Origin of the sequence: Frigidibacter sp. SD6-1 (assembly GCF_030143255.1) — a bacterium.
In the GTDB taxonomy this organism is placed as follows: Bacteria; Pseudomonadota; Alphaproteobacteria; order Rhodobacterales; family Rhodobacteraceae; genus TMP-24.
Window position 1 is genome coordinate 118,090 of the sequence record NZ_JARJNR010000004.1, and the last position, 20,537, is coordinate 138,626.

Annotated in this window: 17 protein-coding genes and 1 tRNA gene; 6 read left to right on the forward strand and 12 right to left on the reverse strand. The window is 66.3% G+C overall.

Annotation, left to right across the window (positions count from 1 at the left end):
- Window positions 1–76: 76 nt before the first annotated feature.
- Both P0645_RS08920 and P0645_RS08925 read right to left on the reverse strand, forming a co-directional pair.
- A complete protein-coding gene (locus P0645_RS08920) occupies window positions 77–1,006 on the reverse strand; it encodes a dimethylarginine dimethylaminohydrolase family protein (protein WP_284164223.1) in 930 nt (309 codons plus the stop codon).
- A gap of 15 nt (window positions 1,007–1,021) precedes the next feature.
- The gene (locus tag P0645_RS08925; protein WP_284164224.1) at window positions 1,022–2,614 is read right to left on the reverse strand and encodes a zinc-binding metallopeptidase family protein; all 1,593 of its coding nucleotides are present in this window, start codon (window positions 2,612–2,614) and stop codon (window positions 1,022–1,024) included.
- Window positions 2,615–2,832: 218 nt separating this feature from the next.
- On the opposite strand from P0645_RS08925, the gene P0645_RS08930 reads away from it, so the two are divergent.
- The 5 genes from P0645_RS08930 (at window position 2,833) to P0645_RS08950 (ending at window position 7,712) form a co-directional block, all read left to right on the forward strand.
- Window positions 2,833–3,717 carry a LysR substrate-binding domain-containing protein gene (locus tag P0645_RS08930; RefSeq protein ID WP_284164225.1) on the forward strand — a complete coding sequence of 295 codons (885 nt, stop codon included), beginning with the start codon at window positions 2,833–2,835 and terminating at the stop codon, window positions 3,715–3,717.
- A 103-nt stretch (window positions 3,718–3,820) separates the two neighbouring features.
- On the forward strand, window positions 3,821–4,876 hold the full coding sequence (locus tag P0645_RS08935; protein WP_284164226.1) for an ABC transporter ATP-binding protein: 1,056 nt from the start codon (window positions 3,821–3,823) through the stop codon (window positions 4,874–4,876).
- 50 nt (window positions 4,877–4,926) lie between these two features.
- Entirely contained in the window at window positions 4,927–6,042 is a 1,116-nt protein-coding gene (locus P0645_RS08940; protein WP_284164227.1) for an ABC transporter substrate-binding protein, read from the forward strand.
- 51 nt (window positions 6,043–6,093) lie between these two features.
- Window positions 6,094–6,906: an ABC transporter permease gene (locus tag P0645_RS08945; protein WP_284164228.1), complete on the forward strand. Its 813-nt coding sequence runs from the start codon at window positions 6,094–6,096 to the stop codon at window positions 6,904–6,906.
- Entirely contained in the window at window positions 6,903–7,712 is an 810-nt protein-coding gene (locus P0645_RS08950) for an ABC transporter permease (protein ID WP_284164229.1), read from the forward strand. The genes P0645_RS08945 and P0645_RS08950 overlap by 4 nt, the downstream gene beginning before the upstream one ends.
- A gap of 3 nt (window positions 7,713–7,715) precedes the next feature.
- Here P0645_RS08950 and P0645_RS08955 read toward each other — a convergent pair whose 3' ends face one another.
- The 10 genes from P0645_RS08955 to P0645_RS09000 form a co-directional block, all read right to left on the reverse strand.
- Window positions 7,716–8,312, reverse strand: a complete 597-nt coding sequence (locus P0645_RS08955) for a TetR/AcrR family transcriptional regulator (protein ID WP_284164230.1) — start codon at window positions 8,310–8,312, stop codon at window positions 7,716–7,718.
- Between the two features lie 35 nt (window positions 8,313–8,347).
- A complete protein-coding gene (locus tag P0645_RS08960) occupies window positions 8,348–9,898 on the reverse strand; it encodes an ABC transporter substrate-binding protein (protein WP_284164231.1) in 1,551 nt (516 codons plus the stop codon).
- Window positions 9,899–9,913: 15 nt separating this feature from the next.
- Window positions 9,914–10,870: an ABC transporter ATP-binding protein gene (locus tag P0645_RS08965; RefSeq protein WP_284164232.1), complete on the reverse strand. Its 957-nt coding sequence runs from the start codon at window positions 10,868–10,870 to the stop codon at window positions 9,914–9,916.
- Window positions 10,867–11,838, reverse strand: a complete 972-nt coding sequence (locus tag P0645_RS08970) for an ABC transporter ATP-binding protein (protein WP_284164233.1) — start codon at window positions 11,836–11,838, stop codon at window positions 10,867–10,869. The genes P0645_RS08965 and P0645_RS08970 overlap by 4 nt, the downstream gene beginning before the upstream one ends.
- Window positions 11,835–12,668, reverse strand: coding sequence for an ABC transporter permease (locus P0645_RS08975; RefSeq protein WP_284164234.1), 834 nt, complete (start codon window positions 12,666–12,668; stop codon window positions 11,835–11,837). The genes P0645_RS08970 and P0645_RS08975 overlap by 4 nt, the downstream gene beginning before the upstream one ends.
- 7 nt (window positions 12,669–12,675) lie before the next feature.
- The gene (locus P0645_RS08980) at window positions 12,676–13,626 is read right to left on the reverse strand and encodes an ABC transporter permease (RefSeq protein WP_284164235.1); all 951 of its coding nucleotides are present in this window, start codon (window positions 13,624–13,626) and stop codon (window positions 12,676–12,678) included.
- A 159-nt stretch (window positions 13,627–13,785) separates the two neighbouring features.
- Window positions 13,786–15,804, reverse strand: coding sequence for a CocE/NonD family hydrolase (locus P0645_RS08985; protein WP_284164236.1), 2,019 nt, complete (start codon window positions 15,802–15,804; stop codon window positions 13,786–13,788).
- A 7-nt stretch (window positions 15,805–15,811) separates the two neighbouring features.
- Window positions 15,812–17,326: a trimethylamine methyltransferase family protein gene (locus P0645_RS08990; protein WP_284164237.1), complete on the reverse strand. Its 1,515-nt coding sequence runs from the start codon at window positions 17,324–17,326 to the stop codon at window positions 15,812–15,814.
- A 94-nt stretch (window positions 17,327–17,420) separates the two neighbouring features.
- Entirely contained in the window at window positions 17,421–19,508 is a 2,088-nt protein-coding gene (locus P0645_RS08995) for an oxidoreductase (RefSeq protein WP_284164238.1), read from the reverse strand.
- Window positions 19,509–19,899: 391 nt separating this feature from the next.
- A tRNA-Ile gene (locus P0645_RS09000) sits at window positions 19,900–19,975 on the reverse strand.
- 94 nt (window positions 19,976–20,069) lie between these two features.
- On the opposite strand from P0645_RS09000, the gene P0645_RS09005 reads away from it, so the two are divergent.
- The gene (locus P0645_RS09005; protein ID WP_284164239.1) at window positions 20,070–20,492 is read left to right on the forward strand and encodes an ABZJ_00895 family protein; all 423 of its coding nucleotides are present in this window, start codon (window positions 20,070–20,072) and stop codon (window positions 20,490–20,492) included.
- Window positions 20,493–20,537: the final 45 nt, after the last annotated feature.

Consider the following 20,537-nt stretch of genomic DNA (forward strand, 5'->3'; position numbering starts at 1 on the left):
TTCAAAGGTTCCGGTCCGAAATCTTCCAAAGATTTCGGATCGCCCTACCTTGCCCGCCCCCTACCTTGCCCGCCCCCTACCTTGCCCGCCGCAGCGCCTGCGCCATGCAATGGATGCCGCCGCCGGTCTTGGAAATCTCGGCGGTCTCGACCTCGGCCACCTCGAACCCGCGCGCCCTGAGTTGCCCGACCAGCGCCTTCGACGCGGCCGGCGCAATGACCTTGCCGTTGCCGAGGCTCATGAAATTGCACCCCAGCGCCATCGTGTCCTGGAAAGGCACGTCAAGGATCTCGTGCCCCTTGCCCTTCAGCCAGTCGACGATCCAGGGGTCGGTGCAGGCCAGGCACACCGCCGTCAGCTTCTCGGCCACCGGCACCACCATCAGGTCGATGTGGACGTAATATTCGTCGATGAAGGCCAGCCGCACCTCCCAGCCTTCCTTCTCGAACCAGCCCGCCACCTGGCGCGCGCCTTCCTCCTGCGTGCGCGCCCCGCCGCAGCCAATGAGCACGCAGCCTTCCTCGATCACGTTGAAATCGCCGCCCTCGAAGGTCCCCGCCGTCACCATGTCGTAGATCGGGATGCCCATCGCCTCATAAGCGCGGATCGCCGCATAATTCTCGCCCCGCCGCCACCAGTTGGCCATCGCGGTGATCACCGCGCCATAGGGCGTCATCACACTGGAATCGCGCGCATAGACCTGCATGGTCAGTTCCGGTTCGGCCGGAAACATATGCACCTTCACGCCGAAATGCTCGTAGGCCGCGACAAGCTCGGCATGCTGGGCCTGCGCCATCTGGATATTGCACGGCGCCTCGCGGAGATGCTTGCGCGACAGGCTCGACGTAGCCCGGTGGTAGAGATAGGCGGGCGAGCCCAGCAGCACGTCGGTCAGGGGATCGGTCTCGTTCTGGAACCCCCAGTAGGACAGGGGCTTGGTGCCGCCCTTCGGATTGCGGCGCTGCAGGGTGAAGCCTTCGGCATGGGGCAGGCGGTCCAGAGCCATTTCTCACATCCTCATTCAGGCGCCGGGCATGGCGGAGGGAATCCACCAGTCGCGGCCGCGCGTGGTTTCGACATATTCGGGCCAGCGGAAATGGATCGGCGGCGGGTAGTCGCACAGGGGCGCCACCCAGGCCCGGCCGCCGATCCCCCCGCCGGTGCGGGACTTGAATTCCTCCATCGCCGCGTCGCGCGCGGCGCGGTCCTCCAGAAGCCGGAGCGCCGAGAGTGCAAGCACCTTGGCGGCCGTCGTCACCATCGGATCGATGGTCGCCGGAATGCCGCCAAGCGCATTCATCACCCAGTTCGGATAGGCGAAGCCATCGGGCGCCTTCAGCGCGGGCCGGGCGATGTAGAAGCGCGCGGTCGGCGCGTGCCAGCACATGTCGGTGTAATCGTCCGAGGTGGAATTGATCTGCGACGGCGGCAGGTCGCGCCGCAGGATCGCTTCCGCTTCCACGGGATCGACCAGCCTTTCCATTTCATCGATGAACGGGCGGACCATGGGCGACAGCCCCAGTTCCCGCTGTATCTCACGCGCAATCTCGCGCGCCGCCTCGCCCCATTGCGGGGCGCCGACGGCCTGCAGCGCGTCCCAGACGACCCGCGCCATCGCATGGTTCGCAAGACCGGGGCGCGACTTGCAGACCCAATGCCTTTCCCAGCGGCAGCCCGACATCATGGCGGCGGCTCCCGCATTGCGGTCGAGGACGGCGGTGATCTGCTCGGCCATCGCCACCGTCGGCGTGCGCATCATGTACTGGATCTCGGCCAACCCCGCAGGCAGGTTGTCCGCCGTCGCCTGGCCCGCGGTCAGGATCGCCTCGCTGACCGACCAGCCGCCCTGATGCGGCAACATCGCCTCGCGCAAGGCTTTCGAGGACTGGTACATGATCATCAGCGCGTCATTGGCGCCCGGCGCCCGCACGGCGGAATGCGATTGCGGAATGGGGGCACCATCGGCCCGGCCCCAGGCCTCGGGCGCATCGCAGATGAATCGGTAGATCATCGCATAGGCCGCGCCGCAATGCGTGTCCCATCGCACCGTGTTGCACATCGGCAGCATGTAGAACGGATGGAAGGACAGGATCGCGGCGAGGCCATCGTAATAGCCCTTGGCGGCATGGATGGGCTTCGACCCGCGCACCTTCTCCGCCGGTTCGCCGGTGAACCGCAGCCCGCCCTTGATCCCGTGCTTCTCCATCGCCTCCTTGGTGGCCAGAAGCCCGCCAAGCGCCCCGATCCCAAGCCCCGAATGCGGGTCGGTATGGCCGCCCGCCTGAAACCCCAGCCCCGCGCGCGGTTCGCGGCGGGTGGTGGCCGCCTGGCAATTCCCCGGCACCGCATCATATTCGCCATACAGGCCGATGACCGGGCCTTCTCCGTTCGACCAGTCGGCGCAAAAGGCGGTGGGCATGCCGCCCGAGCCTTCCTCGACCCTAAAGCCCTCGGCCCTCAGCCGCGCCACATACCAGTCGGCCGAGCGATATTCCCGCCAGGCTGTCTCGCCGAAACCGAAGATCGTCGCGCACCAGTCCGAAAGCTCGCCCGCCCGCGCCGCCACTGTGGCGAGAGCGTCCTTCTGGGCGGCGGTCAGCGCGGCGGCGGTCACGGGTTTCCCCTTTCGGACGGCAACAGAATGTCGGGACGCTGTCGGGACGGATGCGGGACGGAAGGCCGACGCAGGCGGGACAGGTCCTGCCCCATCGCTACACGCCCCGTCGCCGCGCGCGGAAGTGAAACCTTTTCCCGCTCTCGGCAAATGATTTTCACCAAGGGGCTGGCGGGGGCGCCGCCATGCGCTAAGCTGACGGGCGAAGGAGACGACCGATGGCCCGTATCCCCTCAATGCAGGCGCTTCGCGCGCTCGACAGTTTCGCCCGCCATGGCACGGTCTGGCAGGCGGCGGACGAATTGCACCTGACCCGCAGCGCCGTCAGCCACCAGCTCAGGCTCCTCGAACGCGATCTGGGCTTTCGGCTGATGGACCGGATCGGAACGCGGGTCGAGCTGACGCCGCAGGGCCTGGCCTATGCCGAGGATGTGCGCCGCGCGCTCTCCGCACTTGCTGGCTCCGCGCAGCGGCAGGCGGGTAGAGGCCTGACCGGGACGCTTACCGTCAGTTGCCCACCCGGTTTTGCCTCATCTTGGCTTTGCAACAAATTGGGCCGTTTCACCGACCGCGCGCCGGATATCGCGCTGTCGATCGTCACGCCGCGCAGGCTGGACGATGTGACCAATCCCGATGTGGATGTCTTTGTTTCCTTCGGTCTTGGCGCGCATCAGGGGATGGAAATAGAGCTTCTGAAAGAGGTCGAGTTCACCCCCCTCTGCAGCCCCGCCTATCTCAATCGCCTCGGTGGCCTCGACGGGCCGGAAGATTTGCGCGACGCGACGCTCCTGCATCTGTTCTCGCACGAGGACTGGATGCGCTGGTGCGATCTGGCCGGGCTGGGAGAGGAGGCGGGCCGTGCGGGCATCCTCTTTCAGGACATGAACCTCGTCTATGCGGCGGTGTTGGCGAGCCAGGGCATCTGCATGGGCGACGAGTTCATCTGTCACGCGGCCATGGCCTCGGGCGCGCTGATCCGGCCTTTCGACCTCGCGATCCGCTCGCCGCGCGCCTATTACATGGTGGTGCCCGAGACCAAGGCCGGCACGCCCCCGGTCATGGCCTTTCGCGACTGGCTGCGCGAGGAGTTGACGGTGATCTGACGGGTGCCTGGGCGAATGAGAAATTTCATTCGCCGATCAGGGCAAAACAATTCGATTGCCTTGGCGCAAACCCCGGCCCTTAATCACAGTCAGGGGGATGTGAATGGCATCGGACAGAAAAGCTTCGGAAATCGAAGCAAAATCAATAACTAAGACCTTCGGCGCCTTCACGGCGCTTGATCGGGTGAGCCTGACGGTCGGCCGCGGCGAGTTCCTGACACTGCTCGGCCCTTCCGGCTCCGGCAAGACGACATTTCTTATGGTTTTGTCAGGCTTTGAAGCCGCAAGTTCAGGTTCGCTCTGGGTAGACGGGCAGGATGTGACCCGCCTTCCGGCCGAGGCGCGGGGCTTCGGCATGGTCTTTCAGGGCTATGCACTCTTTCCCCACATGACCGTCGCCGACAATATCGCCTTCCCCCTCCGCGTCCAGAAACGCGCCGCCGCCGATGTCGCCCGCCGGGTTGAGGAAATGGTCGCAATGGTCGGGCTCGAAGGCCATGCCCACAAGCGCCCCTCGGCGCTGTCTGGCGGCCAGCAGCAGCGCGTTGCATTGGCGCGCGCGCTGGTCTACGGGCCGCCGGTGCTGCTGCTGGACGAGCCGTTCTCGGCGCTGGACAAGAACCTGCGCGGCCAGATGCAGGAGGAGATGAAGCGTCTGCACCGCGAGACCGGCACGACCTTCGTCTTCGTCACTCACGATCAGTCCGAGGCGCTGGCGCTGTCCACCCGCGTCGCGATCTTCGACAAGGGGCGGCTGCAGCAGATCGCGGCGCCTGAGGAGGTCTATGAACGCCCCGCGAACCGGTTCGTTGCGGAGTTTCTTGGCGATATCAACATATTGCCGGTAAGTGGCGACGGCGGGCGCCTGAGTTTCGAGGGCCAGCCCCTGGCCTGCGACGGCGTCGGCACGACCGCGAGCCATATCGCGGTCCGGCCGGAATATATGGGGCTGCATCTGAAGCAGCCCGCTGCGGGCAATGCCATCGCCGCCCGCCTGACCGACCTGACCTATCAGGGCGCCGAAACCCGCATGGGCTTGACGACGCCGGGTGGCACCTTGCTGATCCTGCGCCAGCCGACCGGCGCCTTGCCTCAGGGCCTCGTGCCGGGAACGCCGGTCTGGCTCAGCTGGCCCGAGACCCGGGCCTTCGCACTTTGAACGACCCGCCGGGGCATTCCGGCGGCCAAGGAAGCAACAGGGAGAGAGACATGCATGGACCTTTTGTGAAGGACGGGCTCGAGATCCTGTCCGAGAAACTGAAATCGGGCGCTATCGGGCGCCGCAGCTTCGTGCAGGGCGCGGCGCTGCTTCTGGGCACCAGCGCGCTTGGCCTCAGGGGCACGATGGCGCAGGCGGCAGAGGGCGAACTCGTGTTCGTCAATTGGGGCGGCGATGCGGGCGCGGCCTATGACGCGGCCTATGGCGCCCCCTTCCAGGCGGAAACCGGGATCGTGGTGAAACAGGACGGATCGGGGCCGCTGGAAGGCGCGATCCAGGCGCAGTTCGAAAGCGGCAATCCCGCCTGGGATATCGTCGATGCCGACCCGTTCTCGGCCGAGGCCCTGGGCAAGAAGGGGATGATGGAGCCCATTGATTACGCCGTGGTCGACCGGGCGAAGATGCGCGAGGGCTTCGGCTGGGACTATGCGGCCTCGAGCTATTTCTACAGCTATATCATCGCCTACGACAAAAACGCCTATGGCGACAACCCGCCGCAAAGCATGGCGGATTTCTTCGATGTCGAGAAATTCCCCGGCAAAAGGTCGATGTACAAATGGGGTGCGGGCATGTGGGAGGCGGCATTGCTCGCCGATGGCGTGGCGCCCGACCAGCTCTATCCGATCGACCTGGAGCGCGCACATGCCAAGATCGCCGCGATCAAGGACCATGTCGTCACTTTCTGGGGCGGCGGGTCGGAAAGCCAGTCGGTGCTTCTGAACGGCGAGGCCTCGATGGCGCTGGTCTGGTCGACGCGTGCGCGGCTGATCGAGCAGGACAGTGGCGGCGACATCACCTTCACCTGGAACCAGGGGCTGATCGCGCCGGGCGCCATGGCGGTGGTCAAGGGCAACCCGGGCGGTGCGGCCAACGCGATGAAGTTCATCGCCTCGGCCCAGGACCCCGAACGCCAGCTTGTCATGTTCAAGATGCTGGGGCAGGGGCCGGCGAACCCCGCCGCCGACGCGCTCCTGCCGCCAGAGGAGGCCCGCTTCAACCCGGTCGATCCGGCCAATGCCGCCGTGCAGGTCGCGCTTGACATGGGTTGGTATGAAACCAACTACGGCCCGGCGCTCGACGCCTATCTGGCGCTGGTGTCGGCCTGATCGCTAACGCCGCCGCCGGGCACCACCGGCGGCGGCCCTTTGGAAAGGCACATGACCCGCACCGCCGCCCTTCTCGGCCCGCTGATGCTCCTTCTGGGGCTTGCATACCTGTTGCCGTTCCTGGGCGTGGTGCGATGGAGCGTGACCCTGCCAGAGCCCGGCCTTGGCCAGTATCACGCGGCGCTGACCGACCCGCTGGTCCTGTCGGTCTTCTGGCGGACCTTGCGCATCTGCGCGGTGGTGACTGTCGTTTCGGTCGCGGCGGCCTATGTTGTCACGCTTCTGTGGGTGCGGGGCAGCCCCGTGCAGCGGCTTCTGGTCGAACTTTGCATCCTCATCCCCTTCTGGATCTCGGTCCTGACGCGGGCATTCGGCTGGCTGGCCCTTCTGTCGAACAAGGGGCTTCTGAACAGCTGGCTGATGAGCCTTGGCGTCTTAAGCCAGCCGCTGACGCTGGTCCGCAACGAATTCGGCGTGATCGTCGGCATGGTGCATTTCCTCATCCCTTTCGCGGCCTTCCCGCTGGCCACCACCTTCCGGGGTCTTGATGAACGCGTGCTGATGGCTGCGCGGGGGATGGGCGCGTCGCGGGCGCGCATCTTCTGGCAGGTCATGGTGCCGATGACGCGCGCGGGCGTCCTTGGTGCAGCGCTGCTGGTCTTCGTCTTCGCGCTCGGCTTCTTCGTGACCCCCGCGATCCTTGGCGGCGGCCGCAGCGTCATGGCGGCGGAACTGGTCTATCTGCGCATCTTCCAGAGCCCGGACTGGGGCCTTGGCGCGGCGGTCAGCGTGATCCTGATGGTCTGTGTCGGCGCGCTTCTGGCGCTGATGATGCGGCAGGGCCGGGCGGGAGGCGCGCGATGAAACCGCTTGCCCCCGGCCCGGTCGTCACGGCGCTTGCGGCGCTTGTGGCGGTCTTTCTCATGATGCCGCTCATCGCGGTGATCCCGGTGTCCTTCACGCCGAACCGCTATCTCTCCGTCCCGACCGAGGAATGGTCGCTGCGCCATTACCGGGCGCTCATAGACAATCCCGCATGGGCGGCGGGCACCTGGCTGTCGATCCGGATCGGTCTGGTGTCGGCCCTGGTCTCGACCTTTCTTGCGACGCTCTTCGCCACGGGCCTGTGGATGATAGAGCCGCGCTTCAAGGCGCTTTACATGGGCCTTGCCCTTCTGCCGATGGTGGCGCCGCCGGTCGTGTCGGCGCTGACGCTCTATTTCTTTCTGATTTCGCTTTCCAAGGTGAACAGTTTCCTCGCCTTCGATACGTTCGCGGGCGTGGTGCTGGCCCATTCGGTGATGATCGCGCCCTTTGCGGTCGTGCTGATCTCGGTCGCGCTTTCGCAGATCGACCGGCGCATCGACCTTGCCGCGCGGTCGATGGGCGCCTCGACCGTCACGCGGCTGGTCAGGGTGATCCTGCCCAATATCCGTTTCGGCCTTCTCAGCGCGCTGTTTCTCACTTTCGTCCTGTCGTGGGAGGAGATCGGCGTGACGCTTTTCATCACCTCGGTCAATGCGGTGACGCTGCCGCGGCTGATGTGGATGGGGCTGCGCGACAATATCGATCCGGCGATCGCCGCGATTTCCGTGGTGCTGCTGGCGATTGTCGTCGCGGTGGTCCTGACCAAGACCCTGGTCCAGCATCTGCGCCGCGCCCGCGATTGACGGTCAGAGCGGACCGAGATGCGGCTCTATGAGCGCGTGGCAGAGCATTCGGGCACGATGTGCGCTCATGCTTGGCGGGTCGATGCAATGCTGAAGGCCCAGACCATCCACGAGACAGATGAGCGCCCGCGCCAGGCCGTCGGCATCCACGGACCGGCCGCGGGCAGCCGCCATTTCGGCGATGGCAGAGGCGACATCGGCCAGATAGCCCGCATATTGCCGCCGATGTTCGGCCCCAAGCTCGGCATTGACCGATACCTGGCCCCAGAGCGCCAGCCAGATGTTCAAAGCATCGCGGTTGAAGACCTCGGGCGCGAAGAAGGCATCGAGAAGCGCCGAGAGATGCGGCCTGCCATCGTCGCGCGCCGTGGTCGCCGCGCGATACATCGTGGCATAGACCGCCGCCAAGAGCCCGTTCATCGAGCCGAAATGATGGGTGATCAGCCCCCGCGACACGCCCGCTTCGGCGCAGATCTTGTCGACCGTGAAGTCCTGGATCCCGCCGCGCGCCATGCAGGCGAGGCCCGCCGCCACCAGTTCGGCGCGGCGTTCCTCGCCCGTCAGGCGGGTGTATTTCGGAACATGTTCGATCCTTACCATGCAACACCCTCGCGGCGGTGTCGCCGCATCCGACCCTAGACCTTGGTGAACCGTACCGGATCGGGATGGCCGTCGGCAAGGATCACCGGCTTCAGATCGCTGTCATGCAGCGCGGTCAAGGGCTCGAAGCAGATGAAGACGAAATCGCCCGATTCCTCCATCAGATCCTCCATCCGGTTGAACATCGCCCGGCGCTTGTCTGTGTCGCGCTCGACCAGCGATTTCTGGTAGAGATCCTCGTATTCCGGGCTGTCGAAGAAGGCCCAGTTGTAGACGCCGATCTGTTCCGGACGGAACCAGACCAGGTTCTCGGTCGGATCGACGCCGCCCGCAAAGCTTTGCAGGACGAGTTCCAGAGAGAGATAATCGTCCCCCGCGGTCTTGTCGCCCAAGGCCCAGTAGGCGGCATCCTCGGTCGGCTGGATTTCCACGGTGATGCCCGCCTCGCCAAGGCTCGCCTGGATGATCTGGGCGATGGTTTGCGAGGTGGAATCGGTTAGCGCGACAAGGTTGAGCGTCAGCCCCTCGGCGCCCGCCTCTGCCAGAAGCGCCTTGGCCTTTTCCACGTCTCGCGTTGCGATGAGGTTCTTTTCGCGCGCAAAGGCAGTGCCGGGCTGCACCACGCCTGCCGACCGCGCCACCAGCCCGTCATAGGCGCCCTGCAAGACCGCGTCGCTGTCATAGGCATATTGAATCGCCTGCCTTACGCGCAGGTCCTTCAGCGGTTCGGCATTCTGATTGATCGTCAGCCAGACATAGCGGGTCGATTCCGCCTCGATCAGAGTGGCACCGGCGGGCATCGCCTCCTTCAGCTTCGTGACCGCGCCGGGCGTGACGCGGGTATAGTCGAACGCATCAGCTTCATAGGCAAGCTGCGCCGCCTGATCGTCGCCGACGATATAGATCTCGACGGTCGAGAAGGCGGGTTTCTCGCCGGTCCAGGCGGGGTTGGCGGTCAGCGTGACCTTCTGCTGCTGTTCCCAGGCGCCGAACAGGTAGGGGCCGCACTGGGCAGGGATCTCGGTCGTATACTGGCCGCCCGCCGCCTCGACCGCCGCCTTGCAGACGATATGGCCGCCGTAATAGGGCATGGCGACGACGATGAAGGGCGCGAAGGCCTCGGTCAGGTGGATCACGCCATTTCGGTCGTCGATCACCTCGACTTCCTTCAGCTTCTCGAACTGATAGGCCCAGGCGCTGTCGGACCCGGCGATCCGCTCATAGCTGAATTTCACGTCCGCCGCCGTCACCGGGCCGTAGTCGCCGGTCCATGTCAGCCCCTCGCGCAAGGTGAAGGCAAGGCTCGTGTCGCTGGTCCATTCCAGCTTTTCGGCGGCGTAAAGCTCCCAGTTGTTGCCCTCGCGCATGTCGCCCATGCGGACGAGAGAGACTTGCGTGCAGCGCGGGATCACCTCGTCGAGGCCGCCGATGATCCCCCAGGGATCGAGCACCTGAAAATCGGCATCCATGCGGATGCGGAGTATGTCGCCCTCGGCCGCCCAGGCGAAACGGGGGCTGGCTGAAAGCGCCGCGAGGCTGGCGCCTGCGGTCGTGAGGAAACGGCGGCGATTGGTCGTCCAGGTCATGTTGTCCTCCCTTGGTCAGATATCGGCGAAATGGCAGTTGACTTGGTGGGCGCCCTCGCGCCGGGGCGCGGGGGTCTCGGTCTTGCAACGGTCCTTGGCGATCGGGCAGCGGGTGTGAAAGACGCAACCCCCGGGGCGTCGCAGGATGCTGGGGATCTCGCCCTTGATCGCCAGATCGGCGCGGCGGCGGCGCGGGTCGGGGATCGGCTCGGCGGCAATCAGGCTTCTGGTGTAGGGATGGGCGGGGCGGGCGAAGATCTTTTCGCTCGGTCCCGTTTCCACCAGCCGCCCGAGATAGAGGACCGCGATCCGGTCCGCGACATGGCGGACAAGGGCCAGATTGTGGGTGATGATCAGGTAGCTGAGCGACAGGCGGTCCTTCAGGTCGGCCATTAGATTGAGGATCTCGGCCTGCACCGAGACATCCAGCCCCGCCGTCGGTTCGTCGGCGATGACCAGCGCCGGGCGCAGTGCAAGTGCGCGGGCGACGCCCACCCGCCGCGCCTGACCGCCGGAGAGTTCATGCGGGAAGCGGCTGGCAATCTCGGGGCGGAGGCCGACCTCGGCCAAAAGGTCGCGCGCGGTCTGGCGCCTGTCGGCGAGCGCCTCGCGGTGGATCGCGAATGGCTCGGTCACGGCCTCACCCACCGCCATGCGCGGCGACAGCGAGCTGACCGCATCCTGAAACATCATCGCCGTCCGGCGGCGCACGCGGGCGAAATCGGATGGGGAGGCAAGCGGCGCGCCTTCGAATTGGATCGTCCCGCCGCTCAGCTTCTGCAGGCCGAGGATCGCGCGGGCGAGGGTGGTCTTGCCCGAGCCGCTTTCGCCGACGAGCCCGAGCGTCTCGCCGGGCACAAGATCGAGCGAGATGCCGGAGAGGATGTTCAGCTGCCTGCGGGCGCCGATATCCAGCCAGCTACCCAGCGCGAAATCGACCGAAAGGTCGCGGATGGACAGAAGCGCGCTCATGGCCGGACCTCGTGGCACAGCGCGCGGTGGCCAGCTGTGAGTTGGACGTCCGGCGGCGCCTCGGCGCGGCAGCGGTCGGTGGCGAGCGGGCAGCGCGGCGCGAAGGCGCAGCCGGGCGGCGGGCTTCGCAGGTCGGGCAGGGCGCCGCCAATGGTGGGCAAGCGCGCGGTCCGCCCCTCGATCATCGCCGGGTCGCAGGCCATCAGGGCCCGCGTGTAGGGGTGTCGGGCGCCATGATAGATCGCGTCCACGGGTCCTTCCTCGACCACCTCGCCCGCGTACATGATGGCCACCCGGTCGCAAAGCTCGGCGATCACGCCGAGATGGTGGGTGACGATCACCATCGCGCCGTCATAATCGTCGCGCAGCTCGCGGAAGAGGTGGATGATCTGCGCCTCCATCGTCACGTCAAGTGCGGTGGTTGGTTCGTCGGCGATCAGCACCTCGGGCTGCAGGAGCAGGGCGGCGGCAATGGCGGCGCGCTGGCGCATGCCGCCAGAGAGTTCGTGCGGGTAGCGCCCCATGATCAGGGCGGGGTCGGACAGGCCGACGCGGGAAAGCATCGCCTGCGCCCGGGCGCGTTTTTCGGCGCGACCGAGGCCTTCGATATTATGTTGAAAATCCGTCAGTTGCCCGCCGATCGTCAGAACCGGGTTGAAGGCTGTCATCGGATCCTGAAACACCATCGCGATCTTGCGACCGCGCAGGCGGCGGCGGTCGTCCTCGCTCAGGCTCGCCATGTCCTGACCGCCAAGCCGGATGGTTCCGGCGCTCTGGCGCGCATTGGCGCCGGTCAGGCCGATCATCGCGGCGGCGAGCGTGGACTTGCCGCAACCGCTTTCGCCCGCGATACCCAGAACCTCGCCCTTCTTGATAGAAAGTGACACATGGCGAAGCGCGTGAAGCCGTCCGCCCGGCACGGCGTAATCGAGCTTCAGCCCCTCGATCTGCAGAACCGCTCCTGTCATCGCGGCACCCCGTGGCGAAGCTTGGGGTCGAGCGCGTCGCGCAAGCCCTCGCCTAGGAAGGTAAAGCCGAGGGTGGAGAGGACGAGCGGCAGGCCCGCGATCAGAACCATATAGGGCGCCGAACGCAGCGAGGTGTAGCCATCATAGAGGATATTGCCCCAGGAAGGTGTCGGCGGGCGGACGCCGAGGTTCAGGTAGGAAAGCCCCGCCTCAAGCATGATGACGACGGGGATATCCATCGACAGAAGGATCACGAGCGGCCCGACGACATTGGGCAAGAGATGGCGAAGAAGGACGCGCACCGGCCCCGCGCCCATCGCCCGTTCGGCCTGGATGAAGTCGGCGCCGGAAAGGCCGAGCGTCTGGGCCCGGATCAGCCTGGCGTAGCCGGGGATCGAGACGATGACGACGACGAGGATCAGGGTCGAGGTTCCCGGCCCGATGACGGTGATGACCGCGAGCGCGAAGAGGATCATCGGCAGCGAGGAGAGGGAATCGAACAGAAGGACGAGGATCGCATCGAGCCAGCGCGGTCCGTAGCCCGCGATCATGCCGAGGAGGAGGCCGATAAGCCCCGCAAGCCCGACCGAAGTGACCGCGATAGAGACCGCGGTGCGCGCGCCATAGATGATGCGTGACAGCAGGTCGCGGCCAAGCTGGTCGGTGCCCGCCCAATGGGTCAGGCTCGGCGGCTGGAATTTCTGCGTGACGTCGAGCTTCACCGGGTCGGCTGGTGCCAGCCAGGGAGCGAAGAGCGCCATGGCAAGAAAGAGAAGGACGAGCACCAGCCCCAGCGCCCCCATCGGGTCGCTGACCAGCGATCTGAGCAAGCTGCGGTCAGCCCCGGAAGACATCGCGCACCCTCGGGTCGAGCCGCGCGATCAGCAGATCGGCAGCGGTGACGATGAAGAGGTAGAAGGCGGTCATGAAAAGGACCGTGCCCATCACCACCGGATAGTTCCGTTTTTGCACGGCGCCGGTGATCAGCGTGCCGATCCCCGGGCGGCCAAAGACTGTCTCGACGAAGACCGCGCTTGAGAGGACCGAGCCGAGGCCGACGGCGAGGATGGCGATGGTCGGGATGATGGCGATGCGGAGCGCATAGCGCAGCACGATCCGGCTTTCGGGCAGGCCGAAGGCGCGGGCGGTGCGGATATGGTTCTCGCCCATCACCTCCAGCATCGAGGCGCGGACGAGGCGGGCGATATAGCCGACCCATCCGACCCCGAGCGCGAAGGCAGGCAGGATCACCGCCTTCGCCTGGCTGACCAGATCGCCGGGCGTTCCGGCGCCGATGGCGGGCAGCCAGCGAAGCCAGACCGCGAAGACGAGAAGCGCATAGATCGCGACGACGAAGGCCGGGACGGAAATGAGGCTCACCGAGAGGACACCGAGCAGCCGGTCGATCATCCGGCCCCGCCAGACGACGGCGAGGCAGCCAAGCGCCACGCCGGCGACAAGCGCCCAGCCAAGTGCCAGCGCGCCGAGGATCAGGGTGTTTGGGAAGAATTCGAGGATCTGGTCAAGGACCGGGCGCTTCGACCAGACATCATAGCCGAGGTCCCCCGTGGCGGCGCTGGCGAAGAAATGCCAGATCTGCGACAGGACCGGCTGGTCGAGCCCCATGCGCTCGCGCAATAGCGCCTTCAGTTCCGGCGTGGCGCGCGGCCCGAGCGCCAGCGAGGCCGGATCGCCCGGCACCAGAAACACCATCGCGTACATCGCCAGCATCACCGTGAAGAGGATCACGACGGCAAGGCCGATGCGCTTGACGGCATATCTCAGCATGATCCTCTGTCCGGCCTCGTGAGCGAGCGTTGGCACGCGGTCAGCGCACCGATTTCTTGCAAAGAAATCGGTCCGGAGCCTTTCAAAGGCTCCGTCCGGATTTCTTCCAGAAATCCGGCACTTTGTTGAAACGGCTTTCCCGAATGCCCCGGCTTGTCTCTAGACATGGTCACGCGCGATCCTTTCGTCCCAGTGTCGCTCGAAGGTCGTCTCGCCGTTCTCGGTGATCCGCAGGCTCATCTCGACCCGGAAATGGCTGGCGTCGGCGGTCAGCCGGCCGTGCGAATGGTGGCCGAAGGCGCCATCCTGGCGCTCGATCACCACATTGGCCTGCGTCTCGCAGATCGCCGACAGCGGGTCGCCGTCCGTGATCCGGTAGCGGGCGAGCGCGTCGGATCGGACGGTCTGGCCGATGTCGGGCATCTCCGTCGCATAGGTCCAGCGCGGGAAATCCACCACCATCTCGCCGGACAGAAGATCGCGGCGGATGGTGCGGCGGTGGGGCGCCTCGACGGGCAGCTCGGTCGAGGGCGTGGGCGCGGCCATCTCGGGCGGGTCGAACGGGCGCAGCGCATCGTCCGCCGGATCGGGCGGGCGGACGGGCAGCGCCAGGCGGCTTTCGCCGGTGATGACGGTCAGGGTTGCCAGTTCCGGCGAGGGCCAGGCGATGGGCCAGTAAGTGGTGGAGAGCGAAACCGCGATGCGGTGACCGGCCGGGAAGGCATGGGCGATATCGTCGAGATCGACGGTTGCCTCGTAAATGCGGCCCGGCTCCAGCGCCGCCGCCTGTTCGTGGCTATCGCGGTGCGTCAGGTTCAGGAGGCCGAGCGCGACGCGGGTCGAGCGGCCGTCCGGCATCACGTCATTCAGCCGTACCGCGACAAGGGCGAGCGGCTTGTCACAGGAAAAGCGCAAGCGAAGCTGCGGCGCGCCGAGAATCTCGGTGCGCCCGGGCAGGGGCTCGCTGACAAAGACCAGCGAGCCGCCATCGTCCTCGCGCTGGTCGGGCGGCCATTCGGCATCCTCGCCATAGCGCCCGACTTCGCCCGCCGCGAGGCCGACCCAGAGGGGCGAGCGGATCGGCACCGGGGCGGGGGGCGTGGCGGTTTCGCCAAGCGCGCCGCCCGCGTTCAGATGAAGGGATCGCATGTCGATCCGGGGCGAGGGCCAGCTTGCCTCGCCCACCCAGCGGCCGGGGCGGTCGAGATAGCAGGTCGCGGGCGCTGCGCTTTCCTGCATCCAGACCCGGTACATCGGCCCGTCCATGATGCCGGTGTCGCGCCCCTTCAGCCAGTGATCGCACCAGCGGACCACCTCCTGCAGCCAGCCGATGGCGGGGTGGACGGCCACGTCATGCGGGAAGGAATGGGCCCAGGGGCCAATGAGGCCGAGGCGCGGCCCGGAGAGGCCCGCGAGCAACCGTGGCACGCTTTCTGAATAATTGTCGGCCCAGCCGGACACCGCAAAGACCGGGATGGTGATCTTCGAGAAATCCTCGCAGACCGATCCCTGCTGCCAGTAGGCATCGCGGCGCTGATGCGTGAGCCATGGCAGGATCCACGGGCTGTTGTGGCGAATGCGCGCCCTCCACATCTCGCGCCATTTTTCGCCGACGATTGCCGGGTCGGGCGGCAGGTCGTTATGGGCGAACATGGTGGCCGACCAGTCGAAATTGTCCTTCGACAGGCAGCCTCCCACATAATGGACATCGGTCGCATAGCGGTCGTCGGTCGAACCCACGGTGATGATCGTCTTCAGCGCGGGCGGCTGGCGCGCGGCGATCTGCAACCCGTTGAAGCCGCCCCAGGAAATGCCGTACATCGCGACCTGCCCGTCGCACCAGTCCTGGCGTGCGATCCAGTCGATGGCCACGACGCCATCCTCCTGTTCCTGTACCGTATATTCGTCGTCGATCAGCCCTTCGCTGTCGCCGGTGCCGCGGATGTCCAGCCTGAGGCAGGCATAGCCGTGCCCGGCAAGCCAGGCATGCATCTTCTGGTCGCGCGCCCTTGTCCCCTCGCGCTTGCGGTAGGGCAGATATTCAAGGATCGCGGGCACCGGACCTGTCCCCTTGGGGCGCCAGAGTTTGCCCGCAAGCCGCACCCCATCCGCCATCGGCACGAAGACATTCTCGACGATTTCGATCTCAAAGGGGAATGTCTCGCGGATATGTGCCATCTGACCCTCAGTTCATCGGCGCGCCGCCCTCGGCCTTGCGGCGCGCGACATAATCGTCGAGCGCCTCGGCAATGCCAGGGTCGAGTGTAGGTTCCTCGTATTCGGCCAAGAGCTGCTTCCAGACCGTATTCGCCCGGGCGCGGGCGTCGATGCCGCCGCGTTCGAGCCAGTTGGGATAATTGTCCCAGTTCGAGAGGAGCGGCGCATGGAAGGCGGTCTCGTAGCGTTCCATCGTGTGGGCGGTGCCGAAGAAATGCCCGCCGGGGCCTGCCTCGCGGATCGCATCGAGGCCAAGCGCGGCTGGCGATGTGTCGATGGGGGTGAAATAGGCGTCCATCATCTGCAGAAGTTCGGCATCGAGGATGAGCTTTTCGAAACTGGCGGTCAGCCCGCCATGCAGCCATCCGGCGGCATGTTCCAGAAGGTTCGCCCCGCCCATGAGCGCGCCCCAGAGCGCCATCTGGCTCTCATAGGCCGCCTGCGCGTCCACCGCGTTCGCCGCCGTGACGTTCGAGGACCGGAACGGCACGCCGATATGGCGGGCAAGCTGGCCCGAGGCTTGCGCCGCCTTCACATATTCCGGCGTGCCGAAGGCGGGCGCCCCCGAGCGCATGTCGACGTTCGAGGTGAAGCCGCCATAAAGGACCGGGCAGCCGGCGCGCACGATCTGGGTCAGGACGATCCCGACAATCGCCTCGGCATGCTGCTGGGCGAGAGCGCCTGCCAGCGTCACCGGCGCCATGGCGCCCGCGAGCGTGAAGGGCGTGATGGCGACCGGCTGGCCATGGTCGGCCATCGCGATCAGCCCCTCGGCCATCGGAATATCGAGTTGCAGGGGCGAATTGGTGTTGATGACGCCGATCAGGACGGGGCGGTCCTTCAGCCCCTCGGGCGTCGTGCCAAGCATGATCGCCGCCATCTCGATCCCGTCCATCGTCCGGGCGCGGCCGAGCGTCTGGCCCTGCCAGCTTTTGTCGAGAAGCCCGATCTCCGCCCGGTAAATATCCAGATGCCGGGTATTGGCGGGCAGGTCCATCGGTTCGAACGGGCCGCCGCCTTCCTGATGGAGGACGTTCAGCGTCTGGACCAGCCGCAGATAATCGCACATCTCGGCATAGGTGCCGTCGCGGCGGCCGCGGTCATTGTCCATCACATAGGCGGGGCCGCCGACGGAGGAATAGATGCAATGGTCGCCGCCGACGATCAGGGTCTTGGCGGGGTTGCGGGCCTCGAGCGGGAAGCGAGCGGGCACGGCCGCAAGCCGTTCGGCGATCAGGCCGGGGTCGAGGCGGACGGTCTGATCCTGGACCCCGGCGCCGGCGCTGCGGAAGAGATCGCGCGCGGTCGGGTCGAGGACGCGCATGCCGATCTCGGAGAGGATCGAGAGGGCGGCCACATGGATCGCCTCCACCTGATCGGCGCTCAGCACTTGGACGGGTTGGTAGGGGCGCGGCCGCTGCCCGAAGGGCGCTTGCCGGATGGCAGCGGCGCTCCGCGACGCGCGGCGGGGGCGGGCGCTCATGCTGCCTGCCCCCGAGCTCGCGGTCGACGAGACTCGCGCGCCAAGATTTTTCGAAAAATCTTGGCAAAATTCTTCGAAGAATTTTGCCCGCGCCTCATTGGGCGGCCTCGTCGACGCGATGAGGCTGAAATTCAGGCGGCGGGAAGGGCGCATCGCGGCGGGCGTCGGTCGCGCCACGGGGCAGGCCGAGGGCGCGGGCCGTCATATGGCCCTGATAGACCGCATGGGCGATGGCGCCCGGTGCATTGGCATCGCCGGTGAGCGAAAGCGAGAAAGGTAGGCCATCCTCCCGCGCGAGAGCGTCGTAAAGTGCCGATCCGCCCGACCTTTGCCCGACGATCACAAGCGAGCGCGCCTCGATCTCGCGCGCCTCGCCGGTGAAGAATTGCGCGAGGCGCAGGGTCCCGCCATCAAAGCCGGTCACCAGTTCCAGCGTCCGGTAGGCGATACCTGCCTTCAGGAAGGCACGGTGCACATGGGGCTGTTCGTTGGTCATGATCCCCCAGGCCTGCGCCGCGCCTGCCGAGGTGATGTAGGTGGTCTTCAGCCCCTTCGCCGCCAGATGTTCGGCGATCGCAGAGCCCATGTAGTAATTGTCGAAATCGAAAACCGCGACCGGGCCTTCTATCTCTTCCCCCCGGGCGATGTCATCGGGCGTATAGACCCGCGGCGCCGCGAGAGGATCGCCCGGCAACTCGCTGTCCTTGCAGAGACTTTTCAGCCAGCGCGCGCCGGTCGCCACCACCACATGACCGGCACCGAAATCGCTTACATCCCCGGCCGCCAGCTCGCTTTCGGCGAAAAGCGAGACGTTGGGCATCTCGCGGAGCCGCCCGAGCCGGTAGTCGATCACCCGGAACCACTGGCGCAGGCCCGGCAGCCTGCTTTCCCACACAAGCCGCCCGCCGAACTCCCGCGCCTTTTCGGCGACCGAAACCTGAAAGCCGCGCCGGGCGAGCGTCAGTGCCGCCTCGAGCCCCGACGGGCCGCCGCCGACAATGAGAACCGACCCCTCGCTGTCCTTCCGCACGATCTCGGGGTGCCAGCCGCGCCGCCATTCCTCGCCTGCCGTCGGGTTCTGGGTGCAGCGGACCCAGACGCCGTCATGCCAGGAAGAGATGCAGATATTGCAGCCGATACATTCGCGGATCTCCGCCTCGCGGCCTTCCTCGATCTTTCGGGGCAGGAACGGATCGGCGATCGAGGGCCGCGCGCCGCCGATCAGGTCGAGAACCCCGCGCCTGACCATCGAGACCATCGTGTCGGGCGAGGTGAAGCGGCCGACACCGACGACCGGCTTGTCGGTGACCTGTTTGACGAAATCGACGGTGGGTTCGTGGCTGGCTTCGCCGACATAGCGCGAGGGCGCGCAATCGGTCGCGGAATAATCCATCTTCACGTCGAACAGGTCCGGCGCGTCCTTCAGCGCCGCAATCACCTCATGCGCTTCGGACGGCGCATTCTCGGATGGCCGCCCGCGCAGTTCCTGAAGCGAGATGCGCAAGGCTACGGCGCAGCGCCCGCCCGTCGCCTCGCGTACCGCGTCGATGAGGTCGAGCGTCAGCCGCGCCCGGTTGGCGACCGAGCCGCCATAGGCGTCGGTGCGCTTGTTGTAGTCCGAGAGCAGGAACTGATAGGGCAGATAGCCCATGCCTGCATAGACATAGAGGATGTCGAAGCCCGCTTCTTCTGCCCGCACCGCCGCCTCGGCATGCCAGCGGATCAGGTCGCGGATGTCGCTTCGGTCCATCACCTTGGGCCGCGCGGCCGAGATGAAGCCCGGGTGCGTCGCCATCCAGGGCACGCCGGAGGGCGAGAGGGCAGGGTGGCGCGTCGTGCGGTTCATCGCCGCCGCCCCGCCGTGCCAGAGTTCGACCGCCGCCAGCGCGCCATGGTCGTGCGCGGCATCCGTCATCAGCGCATGGGCGCGTATGTCTGCCGCATCCCAGAGCGAGGCGAAGGGAAAGGGGCTGTCATCGGACGAGGGATGGACCGAACAGGCGCCGGTCGAGACCACGCCCCAGCCGCCCTCGGCCTTCATGCCCCTGAAAGCCGCCCGCACATGCGGGTTGGCATTGGTCATGCCGGATGCATGCGGAACCTGGAAGAACCGGTTCTTCGCGGTCTTGGGGCCGATGCGGACCGGTTCGAACAGAAGATCGTATCGGGCGGGGCGGGGCATGGGCTCACCTTGCTATACTTCAGTACAGTTGCGCCCGAATCGGCGATCCGTCAAGTCCTGGTGCCGCAGGATGGGGCAGGTGTCGTTCCGACGCTTCCGCGCAGGCGCCGCAGCGGCCGCACGTCCCGCAAGAGCGGTCCGGCGACGGAACCGACTGGATTTGCGGTGTCGGCGAACTGCCACATCAACATCCCGGAAACGAACGGCGTAGCTTACCGCCGCAACCAGAGCCGCGCCCGCCTTGCCAACCCCGGAAACTGAGCCGCAGGGAATTGGCCCGACGGCCAATGTGCCCTGGAACCTGCGCTGCATCATGGCCGCTCACTCCCAGGCGCGCGCCCCACAGTGGCAGGCTTTGACGCCGCCGTTGACAGGTTTCCACGGGATAGGTTGGTAGGCCCGGAGGGACTCGAACCCCCAACCAAGGCGTTATGAGCGCCCTGCTCTGACCATTGAGCTACAGGCCCGACCAGCGTTTCACTAAGCCGGGTCGCCGACGGGGTCAACATCTTTGCGCGGACGGACAGGCTCAGGTAACTATTCACCGAGGGAGGGCGCCATATGCCACAATTCTGGCGGGTCACAGCAGTCTACGGGCTGGGGTTGGTCTTGACGGAGGCGCTGGTTCTCGTCGCAAGCGACATTCCGCTGCTTTCCGGCTTTGTGCTGTTCTACGCCGCCTGCCTGCTCCTCTCGCTCGCCGGTCCGGCCCTTTTGGCGGGGATGAGTTTCGGGCGCCATGCAGGCCGGGCGGCGGTGTCGCTGGAAGCCTGGCGTTTTGCCCTGTGGTTCGCGACGATCCAGGCGGCTCTGGTTGGCTTGCTGTTGTGGCTCGCGATGCAGGAGCTGATGGCGGAAGAAAGTGACGGGGCCGCGATCATGGGGGTCGTCCTCTTTGGCTACGTTGCCGTCGCGATTCCCCTATCGCGCTATTCCTTCGGTCTTGGCGCAAGACAGGCCGCAAGGGCACGCATGCCGCGCTGATCGCGCGTTGCCCCCGCTGGCGGTTTCGGGTATCGCGGCGGCGAC